The organism is Streptococcus sp. 17.1 (assembly GCF_016648655.1).
Taxonomy (GTDB): Bacteria; Bacillota; Bacilli; order Lactobacillales; family Streptococcaceae; genus Streptococcus; species Streptococcus salivarius_E.
In genome coordinates this window covers 6,773-29,793 of the sequence record NZ_JACLQM010000003.1, presented here as the reverse complement: position 1 = coordinate 29,793, position 23,021 = coordinate 6,773, and the positions used below count along the sequence as shown (strand labels likewise).

At 41.1% G+C, this 23,021-nt stretch carries 14 protein-coding genes; 12 read left to right on the top strand and 2 right to left on the bottom strand.

The annotated features are described in order from the left end of the window. The first annotated feature begins 81 nt into the window (after positions 1 to 81). From glgB to H7T99_RS02770, 8 genes are all read left to right on the top strand, one after another. Entirely contained in the window at positions 82 to 1,962 is a 1,881-nt protein-coding gene (glgB, locus tag H7T99_RS02805) for a 1,4-alpha-glucan branching protein GlgB (RefSeq protein WP_037602982.1), read from the top strand. A 190-nt stretch (positions 1,963 to 2,152) separates the two neighbouring features. Beyond that, positions 2,153 to 3,295, top strand: a complete 1,143-nt coding sequence (locus H7T99_RS02800; protein WP_014634805.1) for a glucose-1-phosphate adenylyltransferase — start codon at positions 2,153 to 2,155, stop codon at positions 3,293 to 3,295. Then, positions 3,285 to 4,421: a glucose-1-phosphate adenylyltransferase subunit GlgD gene (gene glgD, locus H7T99_RS02795; RefSeq protein ID WP_037602979.1), complete on the top strand. Its 1,137-nt coding sequence runs from the start codon at positions 3,285 to 3,287 to the stop codon at positions 4,419 to 4,421. Before H7T99_RS02800 ends, glgD begins: the two co-directional genes overlap by 11 nt. Continuing rightward, on the top strand, positions 4,418 to 5,848 hold the full coding sequence (glgA, locus tag H7T99_RS02790) for a glycogen synthase GlgA (RefSeq protein WP_037602976.1): 1,431 nt from the start codon (positions 4,418 to 4,420) through the stop codon (positions 5,846 to 5,848). Before glgD ends, glgA begins: the two co-directional genes overlap by 4 nt. A 319-nt stretch (positions 5,849 to 6,167) precedes the next feature. Then, the gene (locus H7T99_RS02785; RefSeq protein WP_037602973.1) at positions 6,168 to 8,573 is read left to right on the top strand and encodes a glycogen/starch/alpha-glucan phosphorylase; all 2,406 of its coding nucleotides are present in this window, start codon (positions 6,168 to 6,170) and stop codon (positions 8,571 to 8,573) included. 211 nt (positions 8,574 to 8,784) lie between these two features. Next, on the top strand, positions 8,785 to 9,345 hold the full coding sequence (locus H7T99_RS02780) for a GNAT family N-acetyltransferase (RefSeq protein WP_002884295.1): 561 nt from the start codon (positions 8,785 to 8,787) through the stop codon (positions 9,343 to 9,345). Between the two features lie 107 nt (positions 9,346 to 9,452). Beyond that, positions 9,453 to 10,967 carry a DUF1310 family protein gene (locus H7T99_RS02775; RefSeq protein WP_037602970.1) on the top strand — a complete coding sequence of 505 codons (1,515 nt, stop codon included), beginning with the start codon at positions 9,453 to 9,455 and terminating at the stop codon, positions 10,965 to 10,967. Continuing rightward, complete coding sequence (locus H7T99_RS02770) at positions 10,921 to 11,559, top strand: hypothetical protein (protein WP_002884472.1); 639 nt, start codon at positions 10,921 to 10,923, stop codon at positions 11,557 to 11,559. The genes H7T99_RS02775 and H7T99_RS02770 overlap by 47 nt, the downstream gene beginning before the upstream one ends. A 61-nt stretch (positions 11,560 to 11,620) precedes the next feature. On the opposite strand, the gene gshAB is transcribed toward H7T99_RS02770, so the two are convergent. Then, a complete protein-coding gene (gshAB, locus tag H7T99_RS02765; protein ID WP_037602967.1) occupies positions 11,621 to 13,885 on the bottom strand; it encodes a bifunctional glutamate--cysteine ligase GshA/glutathione synthetase GshB in 2,265 nt (754 codons plus the stop codon). A 775-nt stretch (positions 13,886 to 14,660) separates the two neighbouring features. Between gshAB and H7T99_RS02760 the strand changes: the two genes are divergently transcribed. After that, complete coding sequence (locus H7T99_RS02760; RefSeq protein ID WP_037602964.1) at positions 14,661 to 16,406, top strand: ABC transporter ATP-binding protein; 1,746 nt, start codon at positions 14,661 to 14,663, stop codon at positions 16,404 to 16,406. After that, the gene (locus tag H7T99_RS02755) at positions 16,396 to 18,264 is read left to right on the top strand and encodes an ABC transporter ATP-binding protein (protein ID WP_037602961.1); all 1,869 of its coding nucleotides are present in this window, start codon (positions 16,396 to 16,398) and stop codon (positions 18,262 to 18,264) included. The genes H7T99_RS02760 and H7T99_RS02755 overlap by 11 nt, the downstream gene beginning before the upstream one ends. Positions 18,265 to 18,358: 94 nt before the next feature. On the opposite strand, the gene H7T99_RS02750 is transcribed toward H7T99_RS02755, so the two are convergent. Beyond that, positions 18,359 to 19,882 carry an ATP-binding cassette domain-containing protein gene (locus H7T99_RS02750; protein ID WP_037602958.1) on the bottom strand — a complete coding sequence of 508 codons (1,524 nt, stop codon included), beginning with the start codon at positions 19,880 to 19,882 and terminating at the stop codon, positions 18,359 to 18,361. Positions 19,883 to 20,316: 434 nt separating this feature from the next. Between H7T99_RS02750 and H7T99_RS02745 the strand changes: the two genes are divergently transcribed. Then, positions 20,317 to 21,405: a hypothetical protein gene (locus tag H7T99_RS02745; RefSeq protein ID WP_037602955.1), complete on the top strand. Its 1,089-nt coding sequence runs from the start codon at positions 20,317 to 20,319 to the stop codon at positions 21,403 to 21,405. 350 nt (positions 21,406 to 21,755) lie between these two features. Next, the coding region (locus H7T99_RS02740; protein WP_201035945.1) for a YSIRK-type signal peptide-containing protein at positions 21,756 to 23,021 on the top strand (1,266 nt) is incomplete at its 3' end.

Sequence of the window (23,021 nt, the reverse complement as noted above, 5' to 3'; positions counted from 1 at the left end):
TAGTGTATTTACATATATTTCAATGTTTTAATTTCTTGATAGTTAGATCTATCAAGGCTAGTTTTAGAAAGGAGTGATGGTATGAATCTCGATGAAGCCATGTACACGTTTGGGACAGGTGAGAACTTCCACCTTCAGAATTATCTGGGTGTGCATGAATTGGAGGGAGAAGAAGGATTTGTCTTCCGTGTGTGGGCCCCTCATGCTGAGCAGATTCAGGTAATTGGAGATTTCACAGGTTGGTTTGATGAACCTCTGGATATGACCAAAAACCATATCGGTGTTTGGGAGGTAAGTTCAGCCCTCCCTCAAGAAGGACAACTCTATAAGTTCTTGGTGAAACGTAAGGGAGGTCAAGTAGTCGAAAAGATGGATCCTTTCGCTACTTATTTGGAGCCACGTCCAGGAACAGGAGCTGTGATTCGTAAGAAGAAAACTAAGAAGTGGAAGGATGGCCTTTGGATGGGTCGTCGTAAACGCTTTGGTTTCCAAAAACGTCCGGTTAATATCTATGAAGCTCATGCATCATCTTGGAAACTAAAAGAGGATGGTCAACCTTATACTTTCAAAGAATTGAAAGAAGAGTTGATTCCATATTTGGTTGAGATGAACTATACCCACGTGGAATTCATGCCACTCATGGCTCACCCTCTTGGGATGAGTTGGGGTTACCAGCTCATGGGTTACTTTGCTTTTGAGCATACCTATGGTACACCAGAAGATTTTCAAGATTTTGTTGAAGCATGTCACCAGAATAATATCGGTGTCTTGGTAGACTGGGTCCCAGGTCACTATACACAGAATGACGATGCTTTAGCCTACTTTGATGGTACACCAACTTTCGAATATCAGGATCACGATCGAGCTCATAACTATCGTTGGGGTGCACTTAACTTTGACTTAGGGAAAAATCAAGTACAGTCTTTCCTTATTTCAAGTGCTCTTTACTGGATTGAAAATTATCATATCGATGGTATCCGAGTGGATGCAGTTTCAAACATGCTCTATTTGGACTATGATGAGGGTCCATGGATGCCAAACAAGGACGGTGGTAACCGTAACTTGGAAGGCTATGGCTTCCTTCAAAAACTCAATCGTGAGATTAAAAAACGCTATCCAGATGTCATGATGGTTGCGGAAGAATCAACTGCAGCAACACCAATTACACAACCGATTGAAGAGGGTGGTCTAGGTTTCGACTTCAAATGGAATATGGGTTGGATGAACGATATCCTCAAATTCTACGAAGAAGATCCAGTTTACCGTCAGTACGATTTCAATCTGATGACTTTCAGTTTCATGTATTGCTTCAATGAAAACTATGTTCTGCCATTCTCACATGATGAAGTAGTTCATGGTAAGAAGAGTATGATGCATAAGATGTGGGGGGATCGCTACAATCAGTTTGCTGGCCTACGTAACCTCTATGCTTACCAACTCTGTCACCCAGGTAAGAAATTGCTCTTCATGGGTTCTGAGTTTGGTCAATTCTTGGAGTGGAAGTTTGATTATCAACTCGAATGGGGTAATCTTGAAGATGAGATGAACCAGAAGATGCAGGCCTTTACTAGCCATATGAATGCTTTCTACAAGGACCATAAATCTCTCTGGCAAATTGATGATTCTTACGATGGTATTGAAATTATCGATGCGGATAACCGCGCTGAAAGTGTTCTTTCCTTCATTCGTAAGGATGACAAAGGCGATAAGGGTGACTTCCTCGTCTGTGTCTTCAACCTAGCTCCAGTGGAACGACAAAACTTCACAATTGGATTGCCAGTAGCTGGTATCTACCAAGAAGTGCTTAACACTGAGATGGAAGAGTTCGGTGGTGTCTGGAAAGAAGGAAATCCTGAAACCCGTACCCAAAAGGCGAAGTGGAAGGACTATGAAAATACCCTTAGCTTCACCCTACCTGCTCTAGGAGCAAGTATCTGGCGTGTAAAACGTCGCTTGAAATAAAGGGTAGACTTAAACGTGTACACGATTTGTTTTTCGGGGTGATAGATAGAAAATCACAATTCTAAGATGCTTTTGATTTTCGAACTGTTACCATTAGTGAAAAACTTACTTTAATTGTCATAACCAGTTTCGACTGATTATCTCGTCATCCTTTTTGGGATGAAACTAAAAATCATGAGGGGGACTATTCATGAAAAATGAAATGTTGGCTTTGATCCTTGCTGGTGGGCAAGGAACTCGTCTTGGAAAATTGACCCAAAGTATTGCCAAACCAGCTGTTCAGTTTGGTGGACGCTACCGTATCATTGACTTTGGTTTGTCAAACTGTGCCAATTCAGGAATTAACAATGTTGGTGTCATTACACAGTATCAACCACTTGCTTTGAACAACCATATCGGAAATGGTTCAAGTTGGGGCTTGGATGGTGTTAACTCTGGTGTATCAATTCTTCAACCTTACTCAGCTAGTGAAGGTAATCGTTGGTTCGAAGGTACCAGCCACGCTATTTACCAAAACATTGACTATATCGACAGCATCAATCCTGAATACGTTCTAATCTTGTCTGGTGACCATATTTACAAGATGGATTATGATGATATGCTCCAAGCACACAAAGACAACAACGCGAGTCTTACTGTAGCAGTTCTTGATGTGCCACTTAAGGAAGCTAGCCGTTTCGGTATCATGAACACAGACGCTAATAACCGTATCGTCGAATTCGAAGAAAAACCTGAAAATCCTAAATCTACTAAGGCATCAATGGGTATTTACATCTTTGACTGGAAACGTCTTCGCAATATGTTGGTTTCAGCTGAAAAGAGTGCAGTTGATATGTCTGACTTTGGTAAGAACGTTATTCCTGCTTATCTTGAAACAGGTGAAAGCGTCTATGCTTATGAATTTGAAGGCTACTGGAAGGACGTAGGTACTATCGAATCCCTTTGGGAAGCAAATATGGAGTATATTTCTCCAGAAAATGCTTTGGATAGCCGTAACCGTCAATGGAAAATTTATTCACGTAACATGATTGCTCCACCAAACTTCTTTGGTGAACATGCTGAAATTGAAGACTCACTCGTTGTTGATGGCTGTTTGGTTGATGGAACTGTTAAACATTCAGTGCTTTCAACAAGTGCCCAAATCCGTGAAGGTGCGGTCGTTGAAGATTCAGTGATTATGAGTGGTGCAGTTATCGGTAAAGGGGCAAAAATTAAACGTGCGATTATCGGTGAAGGGGCACACATTTCTGATGGCGTGGAAATTGACGGTACAGAAGAAGTGCAAGTCGTAGGATACAATGAAGTAGTGGGGGTACCAAAAGATGAAGATTGATAAATATTCTGCAATTCTAGGAAATACCGTAGGATTCCATGACATGGATGGTTTGACTGAGCACCGTCCTATTGCCAGCCTACCATTTGGTGGAAAATATCGCCTCATCGACTTCCCGTTGTCTAACTTGGCTAACGCTGGTATCCGTAGCGTCTTTGGTATCTTCCAAAACGAAAATATCAGTTCTGTTTTCGACCACATTCGTTCAGGTCGTGAGTGGGGCTTATCAACACTCCTCAGCCACTACTACCTTGGTATTTATAACACTCCAGTTGAAAGTTCAACGGTTGATGAAGAATACTATCGTCAAATTTTGACTTACCTTAAACGTTCAGGGTCAGACCAAACGGTAGCGCTTAACAGTGATGTTTTGGTCAATATTGATCTTAACCAAGTTTTCCACCTTCACAATACAGCAGAGCCAAAAATTACTGTTGTCTACAAAAAACTTCCGAAAGAACTCATTTCAGATGTAAACAGCATTTTGGAAATTGATGAATCTGACAAAGTGCTTGGCCATGAACTCTTCCAGGGTGGAGATAAAGAAGTTTACAATATGTCTACAGATATCTTTGTTGTGGATACACCATTCTTGATTGAAAAATTGGAAGAAGAAGCAGCTAAAGAAGAACCACGTAAGCTTCGTTATGTACTTCGTGATTTGGCAGTTGCTGAAAATGCTTTTGCTTACGAGTACACTGGTTACCTTTCAAATATCCACTCAGTGAAAGCGTACTTTGATGCTAACTTGGATATGTTGGAATCACAAAAATTCTATTCACTTTTTGCACCAAACCAAAAAGTTTATACAAAAGTTAAAAATGAAGAGCCAACATACTATGCAGCTTCATCTGATGTTAAAGTTTCTCAGTTTGCCTCAGGTTCTCTTGTCCGTGGTAAAGTAGATCATTCTGTTGTTTCACGTAATGTTGACTTGGCAGAAGGTTCAACTGTAAACCATGCAGTCATCTTCCCACGTGTTGAAGTTGGTAAGAATGCTACTGTTGAATATGCTATTGTGGATAAAGGTGTTAAAATTGCTGACGGCGTTACTATCCGCGGTACAGAAAACAACCCAGTTGTCATCAAAAAAGGTAGCGTTGTAACAGAGGATATTGTACGATGAAAATTTTATTTGTAGCAGCTGAAGGTGCGCCTTTCGCTAAAACAGGTGGCCTAGGTGACGTTATCGGTGCCCTTCCTAAATCTCTTGTTAAAAATGGTCACGAAGTTGCCGTAATTCTCCCTTATTATGATGTAGTTTCGGCTAAGTTTGGCGATCAGGTTGAAGACCTTGGCTTCTTCTATACAAATGTTGGTTGGCGTCGTCAATATGTCGGCATCAAGAAAATCGTTCGCGATGGTGTGACTTTCTACTTCATTGATAATGAGCAGTATTTCAACCGTGGAACGGTATACGGTGAGTGGGATGATGGTGAGCGTTTTGGCTTCTTCCAAATGGCTGCCCTTGAGTTGATGGAAAAAGTGGACTTTATTCCAGATGTTCTCCACGTTCATGACTACCACACAGGCATGATTCCATTCCTTCTTAAGGAAAAATACCATTGGATTCAAGCTTACCAAGGTATTAAGACAGTCTTCACTATCCACAATATTGAGTTCCAAGGTCAATTTGACAGTGGTATGCTTTGGGAAATCTTCGGTGTTGGTTATGAGCGTTATGCAGATGGTACCCTTCGTTGGAATGACTGCCTCAACTGGATGAAAGCTGCTGTTCTTTACGCAGACCGTGTAACAACAGTTTCACCTTCATATGCTGGAGAAATCCAAACACCTGAATTTGGTAAAGGCCTTGATCAAATCATGCGCATGGAATCTGGTAAGTTATCTGGTATTGTTAATGGTATCGATACGGACCTCCTTGATCCAGAAACGGATACTCACATTCCTTACCACTTCTCAGTGGATGATTTGTCAGGTAAAGCCAAAGACAAGGCAGCGCTTCAAGAACGTCTTGGTCTTCCAGTTCGTGAAGATGTACCAGTCATTGGTATGGTGTCTCGTTTGACAGACCAAAAAGGTTTCGATTTGGTGGTCAATGAGCTCCACAATATCTTGCAACATGATGTTCAGATTGTTCTTTTGGGTACTGGTTACAGTGACTATGAGAATTCTTTCTCTTGGTTCGCTCATGCCTACCCAGAGAAAATGTCTGCCAACATTACTTTCAACCTAGAGTTGGCTCAACAAATTTATGCTGGTTGTGACATTTTCCTTATGCCTTCAGCCTTCGAACCATGTGGTCTCTCTCAAATGATGTCTATGCGCTATGGTACCTTGCCAGTGGTTAGTGAGGTTGGTGGTCTTCGTGACACTGTTGAACCTTACAACCCTGTAACAGGCTCAGGTACTGGCTTCTCATTTGGTAACTTCTCAGGTTACTGGATGGTTCAAACCCTTGAAAAAGCTCTCGATGTCTACGAAAATCATGCTGAAGCTTGGAAACAACTTCAACACAATGCGATGACACGTGACTTCTCATGGGATACAGCAAGTTTGGCATATGTTGATTTGTACAAACAATTAGTATAGTTCCAAAGATAACTTTTCTCGTGAGGGAAAAGTTATCTTCATGTAAAGAGTTTGAAAATGCTTCTATACTTATTTAGTTCTTTAAGATTCGCTTGAAAGCAATTATGGAGATAACATCTAAAAATCTGAATAGAAGAATAACTCTAATCATGTTATAATGAATTTAACTGCTTTAGCAGTTTTGTAAAAAGATTTTGAAACCTTTGTTTTGAATCTTATCTGGCAAGGTTTGGGAGTTAAAAATTTCCAATCCCCCTTATCCTAATTATTCTCTTTTAGAGGTGGATCCAAGGTATAGAAGTAGTAAGAAAGGAATTCTATGCAACTAGAAAATTTAACAAAAGAACAATTTATCCGTGACTTTAAAGATACTCTCCATCAAGAGCAGTTGATTAAAGTTGCTAAGGCGACACCAACAGAAATCTTTACAGCCTTGGCTGGTTTGATCCGCAAGTATTACACAAATACATGGATTGAACGCAACCATGCACTTTCAGACAATCAAGAAAAGATTGCTTACTACTTCTCGATTGAATTTCTTCCAGGTCGTATGTTGGAAACTAACCTTCTCAACCTTGGTATTCTTGACCCTGTTAAAGAGGGATTCGCAGAACTTGATATTGACTTCCGTGAAGTTGTAGAAGCTGAGCATGACATGGCACTTGGTAATGGTGGTCTTGGTCGTTTGGCGGCTGCCTTCATGGATTCACTTGCGACTACTGGTTATCCAGGTTTTGGTAACGGTCTTCGTTACCGTTACGGACTTTTCAAACAACGTATTGTGGATGGTTACCAAGTGGAATTACCAGATGGTTGGTTTGGTTCTACAGGTAATGTTTGGGAAACACGTAAAGACCACGATATTGTCTATGTGAAACTCTTTGGTGATGTGGTTCTTGAAAGCAATGAAGATGGTCGCTTTGTCCCAACTTATAAGAATGCTCAAGTCCTTCGTGCCGTACCTTATGATGTGCCGCAAATTGGTTATAAGAATGGTGTGATTAACAACCTTCGTCTTTGGGATGTAGAAATTCCTGAAGAATACGAATTGGATTATCCTACGCTTGATGCACGTCGTCGTGTGAAAGATATTACTGCTATTCTTTATCCAGATGATTCAACGATTGAAGGTAAAGAATTGCGTTTGGTTCAAGAGTACTTCATGACAAGTGCCGGTCTCCAAACAATCATTAAATCTTACCTCAAGATGGGCTTGCCATTGAAAGATATCCACGAAAAAGTATCTGTTCACATCAATGATACGCACCCTGCGGTTGCACCAGCTGAATTCATGCGTCTCCTCCTTGATGAATATGGTCTTTCATGGGAAGATGCTTGGAATGCGACTGTTAAAACTATGAGCTACACTAACCACACTATTCTTCAAGAAGCCCTTGAAAAATGGGATCAACAGCTCTTCAAACGTGTCCTTCCACGTGTTTACCAAATCATCTTGGAAATCGACAACCGTTACATCGCTGAAATGGCTGGACGTGGTATTGCTGCAGATGTCATTGAACGCACACGTATCGTTAAGGATAACCAAGTCCACATGGCTAACTTGGCTATCATTGGTGGTCACTCAGTTAACGGGGTTGCCAAACTCCACACAGAACTCCTTAAAGAAGATACCCTTCACGATTTCTATACTATTTATCCAGAAAAATTCAATAACAAGACAAATGGTATCGTTCAACGTCGTTGGACACAAATTGCAGCTCCAGAACTTTCAGCAGCAATTGATGACGTGATTGGTGACGGTTGGCGTAACGACATCCATGAGCTTGAAAATCTTACAACTTACTTGGATGACAAGGAAGTCTTGAACCAGTTCTATCAAGTTAAGAAGACTGCTAAACAACGTTTGGCAGACTATATCAAGGAAACAACAGGTGTAGAAGTGTCTACAGATGCTATCTTTGATGTTCAAGTAAAACGTCTTCACGCTTACAAACGTCAATTGCTTAACCTTCTTCACATCATCAAACTTTATTGGGATCTGAAAGATAATCCAGATAAAGACATGGTACCTCGTGTATTCATCTTTGGTGCCAAAGCTGCCCCTGGTTATCACTTCGCTAAATCTGTTATCAAACTCATCAACGAAGTTGCCAACCTTGTTAACAATGATGAAAGCCTTCAAGGGAAACTTAAAGTGGTCTTCCTTGAAAACTACCGTGTCAGTCTTGCAGAACTTATCATCCCAGCAGCAGATGTCTCTGAGCAAATCTCATTGGCTTCTAAAGAAGCATCTGGTACATCAAACATGAAATTCATGATGACTGGTGCTATTACCTTGGCAACACTTGATGGTGCCAACATTGAAATCAAGGATGAAGTTGGCGATGAGAATGTTGTCATCTTCGGTATGGACAAGGACGAAGTTTATGAACACTATGCACGTCACGATTACTACTCTCGTGCAGTTTATGAAAATAACCCAGTCATTCGTCGTGTCGTTGATACCTTTGTTAATGGTACGATTCCAAATGCTCAATCTGAAGGTACTGAAATTTACGAAGCCCTCATCACCCACAACGATGAGTACTTCCTCTTGGAAGACTTCGCTGCTTATGTAGAAGCTCAAGAGAAAATCGATGCGCTTTATCGTGATCATGACAAGTGGGCACGTATGAGCTTAGCTAATATTGCTAAATCTCACAAATTCACTTCAGATGATACGATCACAGAGTATGCTAAAGAAATTTGGGAATTGAAAAAATAGGCGATAGCTTATGAATCACAAAAAGATAACGACTAGAAATGGTCGTTGTCTTTTATTTTTTAAGAAGAGAGAAGTCGTAGACAGCCAAGCAGCATTTATACACGGCAGTAGGAGTTTACCAGTAGACTTATCTTAGTCCTTGAAACTTGCACTTGCTTATCAAGATGTTATAATGACCTATAGGTATAAGCATCAAAAAGGGGGGAAATTTATGGCTTTACGCAGCCAATTGATTACCAAAGAGTTTCCAGAATTAGATAGGGTAGAGCGCTTAAACAACGAGGCCTTTCCAGAAGAAGAACGTATTCCATTAAGTGACTTCTTAAAATTGGATGGTCGTGATGATTATCATTTCTTTGCCTTTTATGACGAGGATGATTTTGTTGGATTTGCCTCAGTTCTCTACAATGCCAAAGTTTTTTATGTGAGCTTCTTCGCCATCGTACCTCAAATGCGGAGTCATGGCTACGGAAGTGAGATTATTGATAAACTGGTGGACTTTTATGGACCATCTCGTTCTATGGTCTTGGAAGTAGAGCGCTTGGATGAACCCAATGACAATCCTGAGCAACGTGTGGCGCGTTGGGATTTCTACAAGCGTAATGGTTTTAAGACTTCTAATGCCTTCTTGGAATACGAAGGTTTGAGCTTTGAGATTCTCTATCGTGGCGATCACTTTGACGAAAAAGCCTACAGAGACATATTCCACAAACTTCAGGAAAATGCTTATTTTGATTTTAGTATCAAACATCGTCGCTTGAGCGATTTATAAACAATTCATTCAAACAGGTCTTAGTCGGCCTGTTTTTTTCATTTGTTTTCAACGTTTGCCAATCCTTTTCAGAATATTTTGTCCTCCTATGCTATAATGGAAGTACTATGAAGAAAGTAATTTTACAGTATCTGGCAAGTGCCCTGGCTGTAATCCTCATACTTGGTCTTGTGGTTTTCAATCGACAGCGCAATCACTCTTTGGTAAAGAAGGTCAAAGACCCTGAGATTTCCTATATTTATCAGGATTCTTTGGAAAATATAGATAGACTGGCACTTAGTCAGGCTGGGGTTATCCAATCTTATCAACTCGATGCTTTGTCTGTTAGGAAGGAAGACGGGAAGATTTACCTCGTTCTCCATATCAATCATTCCTATGATATGCAGGTAAATCTTGTCCTAAAGTCTGATATCTACGGTGATTTATCTGTGGTTCAAGCGACGCCATCAAAGGCTTTAAAGCTGGCCTTGGAGGACGCGTCTTATCAGAAACGCTTGACCTTGATTTCACAAAAGGCAGATGCTATTATGGCTCGTGACCACTGGGATCAGGGCATTAAGCCGGCTTATGTGGCTCAGGTGAGAAGTAAGATGAAGAAGACTTCTCTGACCCAGCTAGACAAGGTTCTACGGGATATTGACCAAGAAAGTAAGGAAGTGGGCTCAGATACCTATACGGCCTTTTTCCAAGCTTCTCAACTACCTAATCATGACAAGCTCAATTTGGTTATGGAGCACATGCAGGTTTATGTGGACAAGTACCAGTTCCTCCAGTTAGGGAAGTCAGGTTATAAATTTTCCAAGAAGCTAGAGCCAACCAGTCCTTTTTATAGTTACTTCCGTGAGGCTATTATGGAGACCTATCAGACGGATCTAGGGCTTGGGGTGGATGACTTAGGTATCAAGCTCCATCTTTTTAGGTCTTGGATTGATAAGCAGTCCATGGACTATATTAGGACCAACTACAAGGGCAAGACAGATTTAGACAAACTTCTGGCCTACAGCAAGGACAAGAAGATTCATTTGGATTACACTACGGGTGCTTCCTACCATAATCGAAGCTTGGGAGACTTTACCTATCCGCAGAACATGAAAATTCAGCTACCTCAGACCAGTGTCATGGGCCCATACGGAGTTAGCAATTCCCGTTTTATTGAGTTTATTGTCAATATGGATACGGGGAGATTTGTCTCTGAGTGGAATGTCTACAAGAAAAGGAAAGACGGTAGCATCGACTCTAATCCTAAGCATTATAAGATTGAAGACGGTGCTGACATTGCCGATACTGATTCTGCTAACTATGGGCTGTCTAAGGGCTTGAATGCTGACCTACCAGCCTATCTCAATAATAGCCATACCTATCTTGACGTTCGTCATCCTGCTGACAATGCGATTAGACGCAAGATGGTCAAGAAGTGGAAAAATGCCAAGAATGTCTTAAACGGTGGGCGCTATGCTGATATTGTTAAAAAAGGAGGCTTGAAAGACCTTGAAACATGGAGACAAGTTAAAGCTGAAGACCGGCTCCAGGTCTACAATGCTTACCTTGATTATATTCGCTCTCATCTTGTGCTTAATGGGTTTGACAGCTTTTACCAAGAAACCTACAAGCCCCAAGGTTGAGATAAAAAAGACTGAAACCCTTGATAGTGTTCTTGTCGCTAAAAATTTCTATCGTGTAAGGGATGCCTATGCCATCAAGCTCTACGGGCAGGATGAGGGGATGTCCTTTGATGTAGCTGGCCAAAGACTTTTTGGATCAAACATTGCTATTAAGGATGGCCTATTATATGGCTCCAGTCTTGGGGATTTAACCATTGAGGCTTATTTTCAAGGAGAGGTGTCCTACCTTTTAGAGGCTACCCAGAAGCTCCCAGTGGACAAAAATCGCATCAAGGCTAATCACTATAGTCAGGACATTGTTCTGAATAAAGTTTGGACTAGTCTGGAAGGCCAAGAAACCTCCAACAGTATCATCACTCAGTTTCAGGATAAGACCCTACTCAAGCTGCGGATCAGCTACAACAAAGAGTTTCTTCCCACAAAGATTCAAGGTTTCTACAATAGCCAAACCTTGAATGGCTGGCGGGACCTCTTTTACATAGATTATCCTTACAGTGATCAGGAAGCCTTCAATCAGGCTCAAGATGCCTATATACAACACATCCAGTACATGGAAACTCATCCTGAGGAAGAAGCAGGAGAGTTTGGTTAATAAAGCAAAATCACCTTTATCTCGAGATAAAGGTGATTTGTTTGCGCCTAAGATTTAAGTTTTAGTTTTGATTTGTGGCAACTTCTGGAAAAAGCTTGTCTAAGATTTTTGAAGTGATAGCCTGTCCAGGTCCTTCAGCACAGTAGGTGTGCATATACATAGAAGGGTTAAAGTTGAGCTCGATGCAGGTGCAATGAGGGTTTTCTTTGCTAGCAGGTTGGGTTTCATCTGGAATAATGAGGTCAACCCCACAAGCCCAAGCTCCCATACTAGTTGCCATAGCTGCAGCTAGTTCTTGGTAAGAGGAATCCATGGTCTCAGTGACATCAATAGAGTCACCACCCGTAGAAATGTTTGAGTTACGACGTAGATTGACCTTTTTCCCTTCTGGGAGAATATCATCAGGTGTATAACCCTGTTGCGTTAACATCAGTTGTTCAATGTCTCCAAGCGCAATGATTTCAAGTGGTGAGCGGTGATCACGTCCTCGCAATGGATTGGCATTTTTCTGAGCGACCAATTCACGAATGGTGTGTTTGCCATCACCGACAACATTCGCAGCGACACGAAGGAGTACAGCCTCACAACGTCCATCCAAGATAAAGAAACGGTATTCGGTTCCTGGGATAAATTCTTCAACAAGAACAGCTGTATCTTCTGCAAAGGCAATCTCGAGGGCTTTCTTATAGTTATCAAGGCTGGCAGGCTCTTGGAAAATGGAAATGCCCAGACCAAAGTTGGTTGATTTTGGTTTAACTACAATTTGCTTGTCCTTGATAAGAGGATAGTAGGCTAGACCTTGCTCCAGACTGGTAAATTCGTCGCCAGCAGGAACAGGGAAACCAGCGTCAGCCAGGATTTTTTTGGTCACGGTTTTATTAGCCATGGCAAGAGGTACTACATAGTTGTCTTTTGAGGTCATGTTACCATTTTTGACGTACTCAACATGATCTTTATGCCAGAGTTTAAGGAATTGATCCTGCTCATCTAGGATTTCAAAATGGATTCCTTTTTGAATGGCATCAAAGAGTAGCATCTGAGTAGAAAGTTCCATCTCCTCATAACCCTTAAGAGCATAGTGGGCAGTCCAGTCATAATCATGATAGGCAAGAGCCTTGTCAAGGGCAAAGTCAGCAAGAGACTTGTCTTTGATATAAGATAAGAGTTGGGCTGCTAGTGTATGACTAGGATCAGCAAAGGCATCTTTAACTTGTTTGACCAAACCTTGATGATAGCCACCTAGTCCAAAATGTTGCACCAGTTGGTCCAGAGCCGTCGTAATGTTCTGAGTTTCAGCTTCAGAAGGTAGAGGCTCTAAAGGATGAGAGAGGGCGATTTTTTCATTCAACGCGTGACCTTGAGCCAGAGCCTGATCGACATTTTCAGGGGCATCCATCCAGAGGAAGGCTAGGAGAAGCAGGTGTACGGTATCCATGGTAGTTTGGCTAATACCGATACGCTCAAAGGGGTTGAGGTCGAAGTTACGGAATTCCAGGTAGGTAATTCCCTTGTCAAGGAAGGAGCGATTAACCTTTTGTCCACGGAAACGAACAGCCGAGTAAAATTCCTTTTCCGCAATCAAATCACCTTGTTCGACATAGTTTTCGATGGCAGAGACATAGTCTTCTAGGCTTGCAAAAGATACTTGGATTTCTTCCTTATTGACATAACCATGGTCGCTGTTTCGGAAGGAACGCACGGGTTCTGGCACTTCTTGGTCGAAGAAGCCTTGCTCAGCAACAGGTGCAGCACCAAAGAGATAGGTAATCACCCAACGATAGCGCAAATAGTTCTGAGCCAGCTTAAGATATAGGGCGTTCTTGAAAGCAATCATATCGGTCTGATTACTTTCTTGGAACAAGGCCTCAACCAAATCTTTACCCAACTCCATATTATAGTGGATACCTGAGATAGCTTGTAGTTTAGTTCCGTATTTTTCGGCCAGGTAGTTACGATAATGGCGTTCAAATTCATTTTCCAGTTGGGCAACTTGGATTTCTTGGGCGTTGATACGAGGAGGCATGGACAAGGGCCAGAGAAGTTCATCTTTACTGATGGAACGTCCAGCTACATCGGTAATGGCTCCAAGAAATCGACGAGCCTCAGTGGTAGATTTAGCAACTGGTGTGATGAGTTCCATCTGAAACTCACAAAAATCTGTTTGAATATAAGGGTGGAAACTTCGAGCTCCTAGGCAGGAAGGGTGAGGCGTATGTGCTAATTTTCCCTGTCTATCGACACGAAGACTTTCGCGTTCAATTCCAAAGTTAGCTTGAAGGATAGGGCTAGTAGGCTCCAGCTTTTGAAGCAGTTGATTTATAGTCATAGAGTCACCTTTTCATCTAATGTTAGTGATAGTCTATTATAAATAGGAGAAGAAAACAACTTTCCGCTACGGTTAAGGGGAATTTCCGAATGTTTTAGATAAGAATTCTTAAAACCAGTTGCTTTTTAGCTCTATTATATGCAAAAATTGTAAAATACCCACCGATTTTTATGTAAAATGTTATTTCTCTTGCAATTTAAATCAAATTAGCCTATACTAATGACGTATATATAAGAATGAAAGAATCCCTAGGGTCTGCCCTCAGGGGCTTTTGTATGCTCTCAAAAGGGTATAACCGTTCTTTTATAGATAAAGGATGAGCGTTAAGAGTAGCTTTCAGACAGTATGCTCTGCCTAAAAGCGATGCTTTCGCCGTGATGGATTACAGGACTAGCTTATATCTATCAATGCCTGAAACACGCTCTGCTCAGGGTAGGCGATATTTTTCGCCGAGGTAGGGGTTATCCTGGACCTATTTGCACTTGTTCGAAGTTGCTCACGATTCGACAGCTCGCTCTGCCCAAAAGTGATGCTTTCGTCGTGATGGATTACAGGACTAGATTATATCTATCAATGCCTGAAACACGCTCTGCTCAGGGTAGGCGATATTTTTCACCGTGGCAATAGTTATAGAAGTCCAGAGACTTCTATAACTCGGAAGTTTTGAGACTTTGGCTCAAAACTTAGCTATGAGATTCCGAAGGAAGCTACTAGCGTCCGAAGCCACTTAAGAAAAATATCAAAAAAAGAAAAAGAATAAAAAACGGAGGTAATTATGTTTCAAACCCTTATCCCCCAGATAAAGGAATACAAGAAACCCTCAATCCTAGCGTCCGTCTTTATGACACTAGAAGTCATGTTTGAGATTTCCATTCCCTTTGTCATGGCTAATCTTTTGGACAAAGGTGTCCAGCAATCCAACATGTCTAACATTTGGCTCTACGGTGGCCTCATGCTGGTCTGCGCCTTTCTATCACTATTCTGCGGCATGCAGTCGGCTCGCTATGCAGCTTTTGCCTCTGCTGGATTTGCCAAGAATCTACGTCAGGCCATTTTCAAAAAGGTTCAAACTTTCTCTTTTGAAAATATCGATAAGTTCTCAGCTGGTGGTTTGGTGACACGTATGATGACTGATGTTACCAACGTGCAGAACTCTTATCAGATGATTATCCGTGTCTGTGTGCGTGCACCACTTAACCTGATTTTTGCTATTGCAGCAAGTTTCTTGATTAATGCTGAAATGGCTTGGATTTTTGTTGGTGTAACGATCTTCCTTGGTGTGGTTTTGGCCATTATTACCAAAATCGTATATCCTCTTTTTACTCAAGTATTTGAGGCTTATGACAACCTTAACAACAGTATCAAGGAAAATATCACCAACATGCGTGTGGTGAAATCCTATGTTAAAGAGCAGGAAGAGACTGACAAATTTAAGAAGGCCTCACGTCGTATTTACAAGATGTTCATGCGTGCCATTCGTGTAGTTATCATGTCTAACCCAGCTATGATGTTGTCTATGTATGCGTCCTTCCTTATGATTTCCTGGTTTGGTGCCCATCTCATCGTTGGTGGTAGCTTAACTACAGGGGAATTGACTTCGATGTTCAGTTACACCATGACCATCCTCATGTCACTCATGATGTTCATGATGATCTTTGTCATGTTGTCTATCTCTACAGCATCTGTTGAACGTATTGATGAAGTTCTTAGCACTGAAGCCACCATTGTTTCACCTGAAAATGGTTTAACAGAAGTTGCAGATGGTTCTATCAGCTTTGATCATGTGGATTTCTCATACACGGATGAAAATGGTGACAAGACCCATGTCCTCAAAGATATCACTTTGGATATTAAGTCTGGTGAAGTTATTGGTATCCTTGGTGGAACGGGTTCGGGTAAATCAAGCTTGGTTCAGCTGATTCCTCGCCTTTATGATGTGGAAGAAGGTCAGGTTAGGGTTGCTGGGCATGATGTTAAGGACTATGATTTGGATAGCTTACGTAAGCAAGTTGCCATGGTCCTTCAAACCAATGTCCTTTTCTCAGGAACCATTAAAGAAAATATGCGTTGGGGAAATAAACAGGCAACAGATGAGGAAATCATTGAAGCTTGTAAGATTGCCCAAGCTGATGAATTTATCCAAGAGTTTAAGGATGGCTATGATACTAAGATTGAACGTGGTGGAGCCAATGTCTCAGGGGGACAACGTCAACGTCTTTGTATCGCACGTGCCCTTCTCATGAATCCGAAAATCTTGATTTTGGATGATTCGACATCGGCAGTCGATACCAAGACAGATAGTTTGATTCGTCAAGGCTTCGCTTCAAGTCTTAAGGACACGACCAAAATCATCATCGGTCAACGTATTTCATCTATCCAAGATGCCGACCGTATCATCGTCATGAATGATGGTCGTATCGATGCTGTTGGTACGCATGACGACTTGGTGGCTAATAATGCTATCTATCGTGAGGTTTACAAGATGCAAACACAAGGGAAAGGAGTAGCAGATGCAGAATAAGAAAAAAGCTAATTGGGGCTCTCTAGCACGTCTTCTACGCTTTTTGTGGCAAGACTACAAACTTTCACTTAGTATTGCCTTTGTCCTCATTGTTGTTGCTTCTTTGGCAACGGTTAATTTGACGGCTTCGATTCAGTCCTTGGTGGACGTTTACGTTCAACCCATGCTCAAATCTGGTAGTCATGATTTTGGGCCACTGTTACGTTTCTTGACGTCAGTTGGGGTCTTTTGTCTTATCGGTGTGGTTGCCAACTATGTGGCCTCCCTCCTCATGGCGACGATTTCACAAGATTCCCTGCGTTCCCTTCGTAATCAGCTTTTTGCTCGTATGCAAAAGCTTCCGATTCGCTACTTTGATGCTCACCAACACGGTGACATCATGTCTATTTACACCAACGATATCGATGCCCTCCGTCAAGCTGTCGAGCAATCTATTCCGCAGTTGTTACAAACGGCCATTACCCTTATCGGGGTGACTGTAACCATGCTTACGGTTAGTCCCCTTCTCTTTATCGTGGTTCTAGTCATGGTAGGCATCATGTTTATGGTCATCAAAAATGTATCAGCCAAATCAGGCCGTTACTTCGGTGAACAACAAAAGAATTTGGGGATTGAGAATGGTTTCATCGAGGAAATGATGTCAGGTCAAAAAGTGGTCAAGGCCTTTGTTCACGAAGAAGAAAGCATGGCTGATTTTGACAAGATTAACGAGCAACTCTTTGAATCTTCTTACTTGGCCAACCGCTATGCCAATGTTCTCATGCCAATTCTTGGGAACTTAGGAAATGTTTCCTTTGTTTTGACCGCCTTGGTCGGTGGACTCTTTGCCCTTAATGGTGTCGGTGGTTTGACTATCGGTGGTCTCATGGCCTTCCTACAATTGAACCGTTCCTTCAACGGACCTATTACTCAGGTCTCTCAACAACTGAACTTTGTTCTTATGGCACTTGCTGGTGCTGACCGTATCTTTGACCTTCTGGACGAACCAGAAGAAGTTGACCAAGGTAAGGTCACTTTGGTCAACTACGAATTGGTAGATGGTCAAATGGTTGTGACAGACAAGAAAACCAATCTTTGGGCTTGGAAACACCCACGTCCAAATGGCGACTACGAATTGGTCGAGTTGGTCGGAAATGTGGTCTTCCAAGACGTTGATTTCTCTTACGATGGTAAGAAACAAATCCTTCATGACGTTAACCTCTATGCAGACAAGGGGCAAAAGGTAGCCTTTGTGGGTGCGACAGGTGCTGGTAAGACGACGATTACCAACTTGATTAACCGTTTCTACGATATCCAATCTGGTGTGATTACTTATGATGGTATTGATGTCAAGCTGATTGAGAAAGATTCTCTTCGTCGCTCGCTTGGTATCGTGCTTCAAGATACCCATCTCTTCACAGGGACTATCGCTGAAAATATTGCCTATGGTCGTGCTGATGCGACACGCGAGGAAATTCTTGAAGCTGCCCGTATTGCTAACGTGGATTCCTTTGTGCAACACTTGGATAATGGGTATGACACTGTTCTTACAGATGACGGTGCAGGCTTGTCTAATGGGCAACGCCAGCTGATTGCCATTGCGCGTGCTGCCCTTGCTAATGCACCAGTTCTGATCCTTGATGAAGCGACATCCTCTATTGACTCTCGTACCGAAAAAATGGTGCAAGAGGGGATGGACAGACTCATGGAAGGACGCACGGTCTTTGTTATCGCCCACCGTCTTTCAACCATCGTTAACTCTGACGTTATCATGGTTATGGACCACGGACGTATCATTGAACGTGGTGACCATGACAGCCTTATGGAACAAGGTGGTACTTACTACCGACTCTATACTGGTGGTCTTGAAATTGATTAACATTAAAAGAACTCAGGCTTTGCCTGAGTTTTTTTGCATATGAAGAAGATGTTTCTTTTGAGACTTTTCTTGTAAAAACGATAGATTTGATATCTTAAATCTCAACTTCTTTTAAACCGTGTGAGTCCAGGCGATAAATCTTTTGGCAAACTTGTCTGAGGTAGTTGACATCATGTGAGACTGTCAGAATGGCACCTGGATAGTTCTCGAAGAGCTGTCGAACTTGAGGCTGTGAGGTGGGTGAAAAATTTCTGGTTGGTTCATCTAAGATAAGGAGCTGAGGGCTTTCTAAGACTAAGTGCAGTAGGAGTAGTTTCCCTTTCTGTCCGCCAGATAAATCAGAAATGGCATGGTTCATTTCATCATGACTAAAGTTGAGGTTGGCGAGATGGGAGCTTATAACCTCTCGTTCAGACTTGTCGCCTGTCTTACTTAAAAACGCTATCGGTGACAAATCATTTTGAAAGATAGCGTCATAACGTTGAGGCATGTAGCCAATAGTCAGGTCTGTCTTCTTGCTAAGTTCTTGGTAGAGAAAGTGTAAGAGAGTAGATTTACCACAGCCGTTATCTCCAACAATACCAATTTTTTCTTGCCCTTTCAAAGAAAGTTTGAGATGGTCAATGGTTAGGTGAGGAGCGATGTTTATCTGCTTTTCATCCAGATTTAAGAGATATTTTCCCTGAGGTAGAGGAGTGATATGAGAGAAGAATAGTTCAATACTGTCTTCTTTATCAGGCATTTGTGTCATATCTTGGGCAAGACGGTCGTAGCGTTTCTCTTGCGAGAGGACTGCTTTCATCTTTTTGGCAACCAATCGTCCTTGCGTGCTATCATGCGTATTACGTAGGGTAGTTTGGACATTTTGTTTGATACGGCGATGCTTGGCCATGGCTTTGTCATAGGCTTTTTTCTCGGTTTTCGCTTGCTGCATTTGTTGCTGGAAGGCATCAGTGCGTTGCTGGCTATAGTTATCATAGTCGAGGTGCTCCACACTAGTCCTTGCCTGACGGCGACGTTTAAGGAGTTCCAGATGGATAATGGTATCTGCTGTCTGGCTTAGTAGGTCTTCGTCATGTGAGATATAGATTATGGTTTGATCAGAATGTTTGATAAAATTTTTTAGCCAAGTCATAGTAGTCAAGTCCATATCGTTTGAGGGCTCATCAAGAAAAATGATGTCGTGGGGACGGGCTAATTCTCGGATGAGTTGAATTTTGAGTTTCTCGCCACCTGACAGAGAGGAGACAAGCTGACTGCTAGCAAAACGCTCACTATCAAAATGAAGTTCATCAGCCAGACGATAGAGGGTAGCATAGTCTAGGTCATAAGTATCCGCAAAGAAGTAGTCGTTAAGGGTTAGGGATTGTAAGTCATCCGAAATCTGTTGGGGAATATAGACCTGTGGGCTATCTGGTTTATTAATAGTTCCCTCGTAAGAAAGATGGTCGAAATGTGCTTTAGGATTGACAAGAAGGGCAAGGAGACTAGATTTTCCATTGCCTTCCTCCCCAATGATGGCGACTTTTTCACCAGTAGCTATCGTTAGATTTAAGTCATGAACGAGTTCACGCAAATCTTTGGTATGGGTAATAGTTAGATGTTGAATCTGTATCATAGGACCTCCTAGGTCTGAGTGCTTGTTGATAGTGTTTTATGGGTAGTACAGTTTTTACTTCAAACAATATCAAAGGTCAAAAAACAGTTCTACCTTATAAGATAGAACCGTCTTGAATCTAGCTAAAAAGCCCTCTAGGAGATAGTGATGGTGTGGATGCAAAAAAACTCAGATACCACCAATAAATTTTCTATAGAAAAAGAGCGCAAAAAAGACATGAAAACAATCTATCAAATAAAGCAGGTTTATTGTGAATAGACTTAGTTGTTCATGTCTCCATTTACCTCCGAATGTTACTTGCCTTGATTGTACGCTATCCGAGAGATTTTGTCAAATGAAAATAAAATATCTAACCTTATTAGACTGCCAATCTACCTTATCAATAGTCTCCACCTATGCTATACTAAAAGCAATACTAAAAATGGAGATTATTTATGGAAAATAAGTTTGTAAAGAAACCAACACCTAAGGGGGATAAGTCCACAAGAATTGTTTTTATAGGTCTCTTAGTGGCATTGCTTTTTATAATCGCAGGGACGGCTTTCTTCTTTGCTGTGAATAGTAGCAGTAAGGCTACCAAAGGTTCAGTTGCATCCAGTAAGTCGAGTACGACTGTCTATTCCGGCAGCAATGTAGAGGATCCCTTGTTCAAAATCACCCTGAAAACCTTCGGAGATAATAAAGAATTTTTACTCGTGACACCAAATCCTGGTCATGATAGAAACATGTTTAACATTGTGGGGGTAGCTGGTCAATACTTAGTCACTCAAGAGTACAAGGGGGGTGAATCTGGTAAGAAAAATGCCAAGGGTGAGACACTTTATAAGTATGACTACTTTAATATCTATATGTATGACACGGAAAAACCAAATCAAAAACCTAAACAAATTGACCTCTTGAAATTGGCTAAAAAAGCTGGGGATGAAGATTATTTAAATCAGGCAAGTCTAAGGCTTTTCATGCTTAATGAGCAAGCTTACTTACAAATGCCTTTTGGTGCGTCATCAGCTGATTTTGCTTCTAATAAAAAATACCTCAATCTTAAGACACAAAAGATCGAGGAAATGAATATTCCAGCTAACTCGAATACTTTGGACTCGGAATTGGATTACGCCAATGTTGATATGCGTAAGACTTTAGAGCCTTTTGGACTTGAGATGTGGACAGGTGCAACTAATGGTAGGGATTTAGATCATCCAACAGAAACACCAATTGCGAGTCTGCCTGCTCTTTATTACATTTCTGAAAAAGACAGAAGCCTCAATATGGATAGTACCAACTTTGCCAAAGAGCATAAGGATGCTTATGAAGCGATTAAGACCAAACATGCTAGAATCTACACCATTCCAAGCAAGATTAACAATGAAACCTGGTTCAATACCTTACTCCATTGGATGGCACCTGAAGGCCAGGATGCCTACGAGTTACCGGTTAGGGCATTTAGACCGACTCAGGAAGAAGGGAAAGTCAAGTCCTACCAAGAATTGCAGACTTGGAATGACAACCATATCAGAAAAAAATAGAGGAACTTACCTCTGAGACCCATAAGATTATGAACCCAAGTCTATAATACTTGGGTTTTTTAGTGTGGTCTGATATAGCAATTGTTGTTTTAGTTTTTTTGTGAAATTCTTGTTATATGATAGCTAAGTTTAAAATAGATTGTTTATTAGTTTGTTTAGCTGATTATTAAAAATATTTCAATCGGGTCTATAGGCTTATAATAAGCAGAACAAATCATTTAATAAAGATTAAAATTATTGACACTTATATTGACGTGTAATTATCAGAATGTTAGAATTTAAAGTGCATCATCATAATAAAATAAAATTAAAGCAATAAACCAAATATTACAATTTTTTATGGAGACTTTATGAAAGATTTTTTTAATCAACGTCAACGTTATTCATTGAGAAAATATTCTATTGGCGTTTGCTCAGTCTTGCTTGGAATTGTTCTTTTTTCTGGACAGGCTGTACAAGCTGATGAAGTTATAACAGGTAATGATAACGTTGTGAAATCTGTAGAAGCAGCTGAATCCGCAATATCGGATACTACTATATCAGAAGTTCCAACTGCTATAGAAAAGTTACCAGTAGAAGAAGTAGTAACTGTACAGAATGAAACAGTTTCTAAGCAACAAGACACGTCATCTGAAACAAACACTAGTAGAAATTCTACGTCTTTTGCTAGTTCTGAAGAATCATATGTGGCTCAAGTAAATCAAAGTCAAGCTACAAGTGATTTATCTGAAGGATTAAAATCAGAAACGATAACATCTGAAATATCAAGAACTAGTCTCCGTCGAGGGAGAATTTTAGCGTCTGAAGAAACAGTCGAGAGTTCTACAGAGATACTATCATCAGAAGCAATCCCAGCTGAAATACCTATACGACGTAGTGGACGTCGAGGAAGAAATATGTCATCTTTAAATACGTCTGAATCGAATAACGGGACTCCTATAAATAGTAGTTTACCTACGGTCACCATACCAACCAGCAATCAAAATAATACTTTAGCTACACCAGACGAAAATATAACGAAATCAACCAAGCAAACGGTTGTTTTTGAAGGTGCAGGAGAAAAGACGCCAGCTACTAATATTAAAGATGATTATGTTTTCACAGGTAAGAAAGATTTAACAACAAACGCTATTACTTGGAAAACAAGCTCGCATACATACGGCAGTGTGCCAGTTCCAGTGGTTCCAGGCTACTATGCAGATAAGGCGGAAGCTGGATTTAAGACAGTTACTCTTGATGAACCAGAGGTGACAGATAAGGTTATATACAAACCGTTGGGAAAAATTATTCAAGTAGATGAGAACTTTAACGTCATTCCTAACTCAAATTCAGTAACTTATGAGAACAATCCGTACAATCCAAGAGAGGCTGTAGAAACTGCTATTCCAGATGCTCCTGCAGGATATAAGATTAGAGAATTACAACCTCATGCATGGGGCTATAATATTGTTGACAAAACAATTGAACCCAATGATGAAAGTGATCCAGATCGTATCTCAAAAGATACTCCAATTGTTTATGTACCACTTACTTCTGACGTAACGAAATCAACCAAGCAAACGGTTGTTTTTGAAGGTGCAGGAGAAAAGACGCCAGCTACTAATATTAAAGATGAT